This window comes from Acidobacteriota bacterium (assembly GCA_034211275.1).
In the GTDB taxonomy this organism is placed as follows: Bacteria; Acidobacteriota; Thermoanaerobaculia; order Multivoradales; family JAHZIX01; genus JAGQSE01.
The window spans coordinates 1-9644 of sequence record JAXHTF010000237.1 but is presented as its reverse complement, the minus strand read 5'-3'; the positions used below and the strand labels follow the sequence as shown (position 1 = coordinate 9644).

The window sequence follows — 9644 nt, the reverse complement described above, 5'->3', positions numbered from 1 at the left end:
CGGCACCCTCCTGGGGAACGTTGGAGACCGGCAGCACCAAGACCACCACCACCGTGCGCGTCTCTCCGGCGATGGCCGTTGGCTCCGGCTGAGCAGCGCCGGCACCGCGGGTACGGACCTCCTCCGGCACCAGCATGGCGATGGGCAGGTTGATCTCGGGATCCGGGATCCGCTGCTCCCGCCAGCCCCAGAAGAGCGCCAGGCAGGTGGTGAGCAAGAAGGTCGCCGCCAGCGCCAGGGACCAGCGCAGAGCACGGCGGGTGGGACCGCCGCCGACTCCCAGGACCGGGCCGCCGGAAAGCTCGGAGAAATTGTCCGTGGCGGTGTGCTGACCCAAGCCCCAGGCGTCCGGCCGCTGGCGCTCCCGGACGACCGCGGAGGGCGGGGTGTGGAGGGAACGCTGCAGCTGCCGCCACTGCGCCTCCTTCTCCTCCTCGCTGAGCTGGAACGGCTCTTCCGCACCGCCCGGGGGGTCGAGGCGGGCCAGCAACCCATCGGTGCAGGCAGCACACACCGCCAGATGCTCGCGCACGGCGTCCGCCTCCTCTTCGCTCAGGCGATCCGCCGCATAGGCGTCGAGATGGCTGGAAGAAGGATGTTGCGGCCGAGGCTCTCCGGCACCGTCGTGGGCTGAGCCCTCGCCGGCGACGGTCTCTCCCAGCTCCTGTTCTTCCAGCTTCTCGTCCGCCAAGCGGCTGAGATAGCTCTGCAGGTGGGGCTTCTGCTCGTTCACGGCTGCCTCGTCACAGCTCGAAGTTGCTGAAATAGGGCTCCAGGAGCGCGGTGAGCCGGTTCTTGGCCTGAAAGAGGTACGTCTTCACCGTTTGGCCCGAAATACGCATCACCGCCGCGATCTCCCGGTACTTTAAGCCTTGGGACAAGCGTAGCATCACACATTGCCGCATTTTCGGCGGCAGCTCGGCCAGGGCTGCGCGCAGCTCCTCCATGCGTTCCTTGCGCAGCATCAGCTCCAGTGGCTCCGGCTCGTCTTCAGCGGATCGAGCCCGCGAGGAGAGAACCGCCGGAGCGGAGTCTTCCGCGTGCTCTACGGGGACATGAACGCCGTCCCGCTTGCCCGCCCCCCGGCGGCGTAGGAAGTCGATCCAGACCCGCCGGGCGATGGTGAACAACCAGGTCTTGGCGGAGGAGTCCCCGCGGAAGCTCTCCATCCCACGATACGCGAGCAAAAAAGTTTCCTGGGCTAAATCGAGTGCATCGTCGAAAGACAGCCCTTTCCGACCAAAAAAATTGCAGACGGGTTGAAAATGCAGGTCAAAGAGCTTCCGAAAGAGCTCCTCGCGGTGCCCCTCGGGGCTCCATTCCTCCTCTGAAGGCCCACTCAAGTCAAACTCCTCGCTGGTCACTAGCCCAAGCAAATCGCATGAAGACGACTACAAAATACGTAACGCGGAAACAAATACCTCAAGCACAACAATCGAATAACTACAACCTAAGATAATTGTTATTCTAAACTACTACTAGACCCCAGCCAATACTTGCATCTTCGCCGAGACGGCGGGAATGGAGAGGAGATGCGGGGCCGTCGGCTCATGTTGAGCTGGCCCGCGTCGAGACAGCTCCTAGCGAGGAAAGCCTTGCCGAGCCAGGAAGTGGGACATCAGCTCCCACAGGAGCGCCTTGCGATCCAACAGGCGGTGATCGCCGTCGGAGAAGAGGTGGAGCTCCACCGGAGTCCGATCGCAAGCGGCGGCGAAGGCCGCCACTCGCTCCCACCCCACCTGGTCGTCCCGCTGTCCCTGGAGGAGCAGGGAGGGAGTGGCCAGACGCCGGCTCAGCTCCGCCGGGGTGTAGCGTTCGAAATCCGCCAGAAAATCCCAGCCCAAATCCGTTTCCACCACCGGCGTGGCGACCCGCACCCGGCCCGCCTCGCGCCAGGCGGCCAGGCCCTCCTCCCCCGCCCAGCTGCGGGTTCGCTCTTCCAGGTCGAGGGCGGGAGCGATGTACAGGCCGGCGGCGACCCGATCGGGGTGCAGGGCGCTCAGCCACAAGCCGGTGAGGGCGCCGAAGGACGAACCCAGGACCACCGGTGGCGGATAGCCGCGCTCCTCCAGCTGCTGCAGAGCCAGGTCAGCATCCTCGACGTTGCGGGTCAGAGTCAGCCCCTCGAGATCGTCGTCGGAGGCACCGTGGCCGCGGAAATCCAGCGAACAGAAGGACATGCCCGCCTCCAGCGCCCGCCGGCGAAAGAATTCCGCCTTCTCCGCCTCCTGGCTCGATCCGAAGCCGTGAAGGTAGAGCACCGCCCGGCCCTTGGAGCCCTCGCCGGCGGATTCGTCCAGACGCACCGCCAGATGGTGCTCGGTGTCGGGAATGGGGATCTTCAGCATGAGAGTAGGGGAGTCTAGCTGCGGCTATTCGGCCGCCGCGGCAGCGTCGTCGGAGAGCTCCGCGTCGGTGGTCGGCGGGACGAGGGTCGCTTCCAGGATCTGCGCCAGCCGATACCCCGCCAAGGCCAGGCGCTCCGAGATCGTCCGGTGAGCCCGCAGCACATACTCCCGGGTCACCGGCGCGCCCTCGGCAACGCCGTCGTAGACCACCGAACGCGCAAGCTCGAAGCCCTCCCGCGCCCACTCTTCGGCGGCCCCCCGCTGCCACGGCGGCAGCACCGGGCGTGGATGCTCGGTCATGATCCGCTCCGCCAGGGCGGCGATCTGTGGCTGCCAGTCGTCTTCCACGGCGATGCGGGGAAAGAGCCCCACGGTGGCGTCCCACAGCCAGTGGAGTTGATCCGGCGCCCCCTCCTCCACCGGCTGGATGAAGAAGAGATTGCCGCCCCGATCCCCCTTTGGCAGGGCCGTGGTGAACCGGCCGACGCAGTGCAGCGGCTGATGCACGTCGCCCACCACGTGGAGCAGAATGCGCAACATGAAGGCGCGCTCGAAATCGGTGGCCTCGGGGTTGGCGAGGGTCTCAGCGGCCTGGTCGATGGCCCACACCACATTGGTTTCCAGGGCCGCCGGCACATCCGCCAAGCCGCCGGCGTTGATCGGCAGGTTGATGTAATGCCAGGTATCCATGGCGCGCAGCCCAGAACCCCGCACCTCGTCCATCCACACCGACGCGGGAACGAAGTGGGGCGTCCGAGGATCCACCGCCGCTAGCACGGCGATGAGCCGGTTCGCCTCCTCCCGCGCCTGCGGGCTCAGGGAGTCGTAGGCGATCTGGGCCGTAAGCATATGACCGGTGGTACCCCAGGCCCGAGCTGGCGAAGCGGCCGGCGGCGCAACCAGCAGCGCCGCCAGCATCAGCAGGAAGAACGCCGGAGAGAGCCTCTGAGCCCCGCGGCTCATCGATTCGGCATCCCGCAGCATCATGCCTCCTGCACCTGCACGCCACGCCAGAAGGCCACCCGGTCGCGGATTTCCTCCGCCGCCTCTTTCGGCTGCGGGTAGAACCACGCCGCGTCGACGTTGGTCTCTCCGCCCACCTCCAGGCTGTAGTAGTGGGCCGTGCCCTTCCACGGGCAGAACGAGGTCGTGCCGCTGTCGCGAAAGTAGCGCGCCTCGATGGAGTCCGGCGGGAAGTAGTGATTGCCCTCCACCACCACCGTGTTGTCGCTCTGCGCCACCACCTCACCGTTCCACGTCGCCTTCACCATGCCTTCGACCTCTCTTGGATTCTTCCGAAGCAGCCCTTCAGATCTGGGGCTCTCGTCTACCGTTCGCCCGGGGATCGCGGAAGTGCACCACCTGTCCGAGCAGCCGGCCACCGATCCACGCGCTGTCCCAGGTCACCTTGAGGGGCAGCCGGGCAGCCCCTCGGCGCCGGATCAGCTCCCCGCGCAGGAACGCCGGGGTTTTCTCCGGCGGCTCTTCCATCGCTCGCTCCACCGTCTCCGGCTCCACCACCCTCGGCGCCAGCCCCGCCGCCTCCATCCGGGCCAGATAGCCCTCGCCGAGCTCGTGGTAGCGCAGGTCCAGTGTCTTGAGCACCGCCTCCTTCCCCGCGCTCCCGGTACCCGAGGTCTCGGTCCCCGGGCCCTCGGTGTTCGTACCGCAGGATTCGAGCAGGTAGCGCTTGGTCACCCAGTCGAGCTTGCCCAGCAGGGTATCCCAACGACGCTCCTCCAGCGCCTCCAACACTTGCCGCCAAAGCTTCACCACCTGGCGAGCCTCCATCGACACCGCCGGTGCCCGCGCCAGCCAATCTTCCGCCCGCTCGAGATAGAAGCGCTGGAGCTCCAGAGCGGTGCGCTCCGTCCCGTCCTTCAGCTCTACAGCCTGCTTCAGCGTCGGATCCGCCGCCAGAGCGTGGAAAGCCGCCAGCGGCCGGCGCAGCCTCGGTGCCTTCGTCTTCAGCTCATCCGCCTCCGCCAGATCCAAGACCAAGGCCGTGGTGGCGATTTTCAAATATTCAGCCCATTGAGCGGCATTGGAGTCTCCGAACCCCAGCTGCAGCCGCTGGCGCCGGCGGAAGAGACCGAGGAGCTCCGAGAAGCGGAACGTCATGGGGCTCAGAGCCTGCTTGAGTAAGTTGCCGGTGTCGAGCACCGGCCGGCCTTTGGGGGAGATGGAGCGCCGCAACAGCCGGCGCAGGGCTGGTGCTTTCTCCGCCAGAGCGAAGCGGCCGCCGGCTTCCACCGTCCCGGCGCCGGCGATCACCGCCCGGGAAGCGAGAAACGGCCACAGCGGTGCCCGCAGATGGCGAAAGGCGGTGAGCTCCAGAAGCACGGCGAAGGGCGTCGCCACCGGCCCCATGAAGACATGGGACAGCACCAGCTGGAACCAGCCCAGGCGCCGGCCGAGGGTGTCTTCGTCCGCCTGCAGAAGCGCCGCCACCCGCCGCATGGCGGACCACCGAGGGAAGAGAACCGCCACGCTCCAACCCCACACCGCCACCACCAGCACCAGCAGGATGAGCACCAGATTCATCACCCACGAAAGCAGTGCCATGAGCAGAAACCAGGGCACCAGCAGCGCCAGCCCGGCGCGATAGAGCATCAACCAGGGCCCGCGGGCGATCTCCACCTCGTAATTCTCCTGGGCTCCGTAGACGTTGCCGGCGGCGTCCCGGCAATTCTTCACCAGGCCCAGATCTCCCCAACCCAGCTCTCCCAGGCTCCCTCCTTCCAGACGGAGCTCTGCCACCGATGGCCGCCCTCTCCTTCGGGCAAACGCCAGCCGGCGACGGGCTCGCGGCAGCGCCGCCTTCAACAGCTCCTCCTGAGCCTTCTGGTAGGTCAGCAATTGGGCGGGAGAACGACATTCCGGCGTCGCGCCTTCGAGCAGCCCCCCGGCGGGACAATGGGGTAGATGCTCGTAGTAAAACGCCCCGCCGTTTTGTACGAAGATCTGCTCTTTGGAGGGAACGCCGTCGCCGGGGCGGGCGTGGACCAGCTCGGACACGGCGCCGGCCAGGGCACGATAGATCCGGTCGTTGCCGGGATGACCGCTCTTGCCGGGACCTTGAGAACGAGGAGAGGTGAAGCGCAGGGCGTACTCGGTTTCCAGCCCCATGAGGCGGTCGAGCACCGGGCCCGGAGTGGTCATGATGGGGATGTCATGAGCTCAGGTGAGGCGGAATCGGCAGGAAAGAAGGTGGGAGCCGCCGCCTCGGAACCGAATTACTCGCCGCCTTCCGGGACTTCCGTATCCCGTGGGTAAGATCCGGCGCGGGCGGTGGCGTCCTGGCGAATCTCCTGCACCAGGTCCTCCAACACGTCCGGATCCGGAGAGGCGGGCGTCTGAGGGTTGGACCCTCGGGCCTCGGCCGCAGGATCCGTCAGCAATTCGGCGAGTCGAGTCTTTTTGGCGGCATCCACAGTCGTCCTCCTTGGAAAAATGCTAGCACAGAGGCCCGCGGCGAGCGGCTTTCGGTAGAGCCTCCTCGGCCTCCTCCGGTCAGCTGTCGCATCAGCCTCCGGAGACCGCCTGCAGCACGGTCAGAGTGTCCCCGGAGCGCACCGGGTGGTTCCAGCTCTCCAACCAGCGCACGTCGGTGTCGTTGAGGAAGATGCTGACGTGCTCACGCTGCGCGCCGGCATCGGTGAAGAGGTGGGGGCGCAAAAGCGGTTGGCCGTTGAGCAGAGCCTCGATGCACTCCTCCACCGTCCGCCCCCGCACCGTCACCTCGCCGCGGCCGCCGCTGGCACCGCGCAGCAGGCTCGGCAGGTAGACCGTCACCGCCGGCGCCTCCGCTGGGTTTTTCACCATCCGCGCCTCAGGAATCCCCGCCGTCGAGCACCACCGCCCGCACGCTCTGGATGCGCGGCAGCGAGCACGGCATGGCGTCCCAGGTCTCGCCGCCGTCGGCGCTGTAGTGCAAGCGGCCGCCGGTGGTCCCCAGGTAGAGCCCCAGCGGATCGAGGCCGTCGGCGTCGAAGGCGTGGCGCAGCACCGCGGTGTAGCAGCCGCCCTCCGGCAGGCCGGTCCCCACCGGCTGCCAAGAATCGCCGCCGTCCACCGTACGGTAGACCGCCAGCCGGCCGTCGGTGGGTGTGCGGTACTCGTCGCTCTCCAAGGGCACGGTGAATAAAGTCTTGGGCTCCCGCGGATGGGCCACCATGGGGAAACCGAAGGTGGAGGGCAGGCCGTCCTGCTTCTCCGTCCACGTCTTGGCCCCGTCGTCGCTGCGGAAGACTCCGCGGTGATTCTGCTGGAAGAGGATCTCGGCAGAGCCTTCCTCTCCCCCGGGACGCACCAGGCTGTGAACACAGGAACCGATGCCGGGGAAGTCCTGGCTCGGAACGACGATGGGGGCGCCCTCGTTGCACACTTCCCAGGAGGCGCCGTCGTCGTCGCTGCGGAAGACTCCGACGGCGGAGATGCCCACCCACAGGCGGCCGGGCTGCTCCTCGTCCACCACCACCCGGTGACAGCACAGGCCGCCGGCCCCCGGTGACCAACCGGGGCGGGTGGGGTGGTCGTTGAGCCCCGGCACTTCCTCCCAATGCAGGCCGCCATCGTCGGTGACGAAGAGCCCCGCCTCGTCCACCCCGGCGTAGAGCCGCTGGGGCTGATCCCTACGCCCCGGCTCGATGCACCAGATGCGCTTCACCTCGCGGCCGGCGTCGGCGGCGTAGCGGGGGCTGTCCTCGACCTGGGTCCAGGTCTTGCCGAAATCCTTCGAGATTTGAATGCTCGGGCCGTAGACGAAATGTCCGACGCCGGCATAGAGGGTCGGCTCGGAGCGCGTATCGAGCTGCAGATAGCCCACGTCCCAACCCTTGAAGTGCGGCCCCTCCACAGTCCACTGCCTCCGGGCCGCGTCGGAGCGGCAGAAGAAGGCTCCCTTGCGGGTCCCCACCATGACCACGACTTCGCTCATTGCACCCTCCATCGGCCCTTCCCGTCCTTGCCACCGCTGATTGCTGAACACTCGAAGTGATCGTATCGCAACAGTTGCAGCCGGATCGACGCAACTCCGCCCCGAGCGCGTATACTCCGCGCCATGGAACGTCGCGCAAAGATCATGGCCACCCTCGGTCCGGCCTCGTCGTCGCCGGAGGTGATTCGCAGCCTTCTCGAAGAGGGCATGAACATCGTCCGCTTCAACCTTTCCCACGGCACCCACGAAAGCCACCAGGCCACGGTGGAGAATATCCGCCGCCTGAGCGAGGAGATGGACCGCTACGTGCCCATCGTCTTCGATCTAATGGGCCCCCGCTATCGCCTCGGGCAGCTGCCGGACGGCGGCATCGAGGTCCACGATGGCCAGCAGGTGGTGGTAGCGGAGGATGGCGAGGGTGTCGACCTCCCCCTGGACTCCCCCGGGCTGCTGCGCTTCCTGCGCACCGGGGAGCGGGTGCTCATCGACAACGGATTGGTGGAGCTTCGGGTGGAAGCCCGCAAGGCCGACCGGGTCATCGCCCGGGTGATCCACGGCGGCCCGGTCTCCACCCGCAAGGGCATCAATCTGCCGGACAGCCTGCTGCCGTTCCAGATCTCCGAGAAGGACCGCGCCGACATCTCCTTCGCGGTGCAGTTGGGAGTCGACTTCATCGGCGCCAGCTACGTCGGCAGCGCCGACCATCTCGAGCGCCTGCGCGGGGTCATCGAAGCCTCCGGCGGCGAGCTCCCCATCATCGCCAAGCTCGAGCGGGCGGCGGCGGTGGAGAAGCTCGACGACATCGTCGCCGCCGCCGACGCGGTGATGGTGGCCCGCGGCGATCTCGGGGTCGAGGTCCCGCTGCGCCAGGTGCCGGTGCTCCAGAAGCGCATCATCGCCGCCGGCCGCCGCACCGGCACCCCGGTGATCGTCGCCACCCAGATGCTCGAATCCATGATGGAGCAACCCCGCCCCACCCGCGCCGAGGTCTCCGACGTCGCCAACGCGGTCTTCGACGGCGCCGACGTGCTGATGCTCTCCGGCGAAACCGCCGCCGGCAAATTCCCGGTGGAAGCGGTGCGCACCATGGCCCAGACCATCATCGAAGCGGAAAGCTACGGCAAAGCCGGCACACCCCCGGTGGCGGGTCTGAGCGGTGCCGAGCCGGGGGTCGGGGACGAGGTTCAATTCGGCCCCATCGACATCCCCGATGCCATCTCCTCCGCCGCCGCCCACGCCACCGAGCTGCTCAACGTGCGGCGCATCGTGGCCTTCAGCCAGGGCGGCTTCACCGCCCGCCTGCTGGCCCGCTACCGGCCCAAGGTCTCGGTCCTCGTCTTCACCACCAACACCGCCTTGGCCCGCCGTGCCCAGCTGCTGTGGGGCGTGCGGCCCCTGGTGCTGGAGAGCGACGTGGAGCACCACGACGAGGTAGTGCGGGTGGTAGACCGAGAGCTCCGTGCCCGCGGCCTGGCGGAACCCGGCGAGGTGATCATCGTCGTCATGGGGGACCCCATCCGCGAGCGCCCGCGCACCAACCTCCTGCGCATCCACCGGGTGCGCGACGAGGTCCCCGAGTAGCTGGTCGCGGACGATGCCCACAGCCGCTCCCCAGAATCCAGCCCTACTCCCGCCGCCGCCGCTGCCGGAGTTCCTGAGCCAACGGTTTCCCTTCCACCGCCACCTCCTGCCCCTTCATCGCGGCGCCAACGCCGGCCTGCGACTGCACCTGGTGGACCACGGCCCGGAGCGGGCATCTGCTGGTGCTCCGACCGTCGTGCTGCTCCACGGCAACCCCACCTGGAGCTTCCTGTGGCGCAAGGTCATGCGCCGCTTGGAGGATTTCCGCATCGTCGCCCCGGATCTGCTGGGCCTCGGCCTGTCCAGCCACTTGCCCCGCATGGAAGACCACCAGCTCCCCCGCCACGCCGAAGCCATCGCCGAGGCCTTGGAGGTCTTGGACGTCCGCGACGCCGTCTGCGTGGCCCAAGATTGGGGCGGTCCCATCCTCACCACCGCCGCGTCCATGGTGCCGGAGCGTGTCCGCGGCTGGGTGCTGGGAAATACCGCGGTGGTGGTCCCCAAGCACCCCCGCAACACCGCCTTCCACCGCTTCGCCCGCCGCCCGGTGATCAGCGACCTGGTCTTCCGCGGCTTCGGATTCCCCCAGCGCGCCCTGCACAAGGCCCAGGGCGACCCCGACTCCATCCGCGGCGACATCGCCCGCGCCTACCGCTGGCCCCTGGACGGCGCCCGCCTGGGCCAGGAGATCCCCGACCCGCCGGACTCCGGCAAGGGCGGCGGCCTCTTCCCCGGCTACCGCCGCCGCGTCGCCCCCCTGGATCTCGCCCGCATGG

Annotated in this window: 11 protein-coding genes; 2 read left to right on the top strand and 9 right to left on the bottom strand. The window is 67.9% G+C overall.

Going from position 1 to position 9644, the window contains the following annotated elements; genetic code table 11:
- From SX243_23305 to SX243_23265, 9 genes are all read right to left on the bottom strand, one after another.
- Nucleotides 1-733, bottom strand: a 733-nt coding sequence (locus SX243_23305) for a zf-HC2 domain-containing protein (protein MDY7095913.1), incomplete at its 3' end; no start/stop codon positions are given.
- Nucleotides 734-743: 10 nt separating this feature from the next.
- The gene (locus SX243_23300; protein ID MDY7095912.1) at nt 744-1364 is read right to left on the bottom strand and encodes a sigma-70 family RNA polymerase sigma factor; all 621 of its coding nucleotides are present in this window, start codon (nt 1362-1364) and stop codon (nt 744-746) included.
- Between the two features lie 216 nt (nt 1365-1580).
- Complete coding sequence (locus tag SX243_23295) at nt 1581-2348, bottom strand: alpha/beta hydrolase (GenBank protein ID MDY7095911.1); 768 nt, start codon at nt 2346-2348, stop codon at nt 1581-1583.
- Between the two features lie 24 nt (nt 2349-2372).
- A complete protein-coding gene (locus SX243_23290; protein ID MDY7095910.1) occupies nt 2373-3335 on the bottom strand; it encodes a S1/P1 nuclease in 963 nt (320 codons plus the stop codon).
- On the bottom strand, nt 3332-3619 hold the full coding sequence (locus SX243_23285; protein ID MDY7095909.1) for a DUF427 domain-containing protein: 288 nt from the start codon (nt 3617-3619) through the stop codon (nt 3332-3334). The genes SX243_23290 and SX243_23285 overlap by 4 nt, the downstream gene beginning before the upstream one ends.
- Nucleotides 3620-3656: 37 nt before the next feature.
- Nucleotides 3657-5510, bottom strand: a complete 1854-nt coding sequence (locus tag SX243_23280; protein MDY7095908.1) for a proteasome accessory factor PafA2 family protein — start codon at nt 5508-5510, stop codon at nt 3657-3659.
- Nucleotides 5511-5584: 74 nt separating this feature from the next.
- Complete coding sequence (locus SX243_23275) at nt 5585-5782, bottom strand: hypothetical protein (GenBank protein ID MDY7095907.1); 198 nt, start codon at nt 5780-5782, stop codon at nt 5585-5587.
- A 91-nt stretch (nt 5783-5873) separates the two neighbouring features.
- Nucleotides 5874-6173, bottom strand: a complete 300-nt coding sequence (locus SX243_23270) for a MoaD/ThiS family protein (GenBank protein MDY7095906.1) — start codon at nt 6171-6173, stop codon at nt 5874-5876.
- A gap of 7 nt (nt 6174-6180) precedes the next feature.
- A complete protein-coding gene (locus SX243_23265) occupies nt 6181-7287 on the bottom strand; it encodes a sialidase family protein (protein MDY7095905.1) in 1107 nt (368 codons plus the stop codon).
- A 123-nt stretch (nt 7288-7410) separates the two neighbouring features.
- Here SX243_23265 and pyk point away from each other — a divergent pair, with 123 nt between their 5' ends.
- Together pyk and SX243_23255 are read left to right on the top strand one after the other, a co-directional pair.
- Nucleotides 7411-8868 carry a pyruvate kinase gene (gene pyk, locus SX243_23260; GenBank protein MDY7095904.1) on the top strand — a complete coding sequence of 486 codons (1458 nt, stop codon included), beginning with the start codon at nt 7411-7413 and terminating at the stop codon, nt 8866-8868.
- A gap of 13 nt (nt 8869-8881) precedes the next feature.
- On the top strand, nt 8882-9644 hold a 763-nt coding region (locus SX243_23255; protein MDY7095903.1), incomplete at its 3' end, for an alpha/beta fold hydrolase.

Coding starts and splice junctions, on each gene's coding strand:
- SX243_23295 (MDY7095911.1), bottom strand. CDS start 2,348: ATGCTGAAGATCCCCATTCCCGACACCGAGCACCATCTGGCGGTGCGT.
- SX243_23265 (MDY7095905.1), bottom strand. CDS start 7,287: ATGAGCGAAGTCGTGGTCATGGTGGGGACCCGCAAGGGAGCCTTCTTC.
- SX243_23290 (MDY7095910.1), bottom strand. CDS start 3,335: ATGATGCTGCGGGATGCCGAATCGATGAGCCGCGGGGCTCAGAGGCTC.
- pyk (MDY7095904.1), top strand. CDS start 7,411: ATGGAACGTCGCGCAAAGATCATGGCCACCCTCGGTCCGGCCTCGTCG.
- SX243_23280 (MDY7095908.1), bottom strand. CDS start 5,510: ATGACCACTCCGGGCCCGGTGCTCGACCGCCTCATGGGGCTGGAAACC.
- SX243_23285 (MDY7095909.1), bottom strand. CDS start 3,619: ATGGTGAAGGCGACGTGGAACGGTGAGGTGGTGGCGCAGAGCGACAAC.
- SX243_23270 (MDY7095906.1), bottom strand. CDS start 6,173: ATGGTGAAAAACCCAGCGGAGGCGCCGGCGGTGACGGTCTACCTGCCG.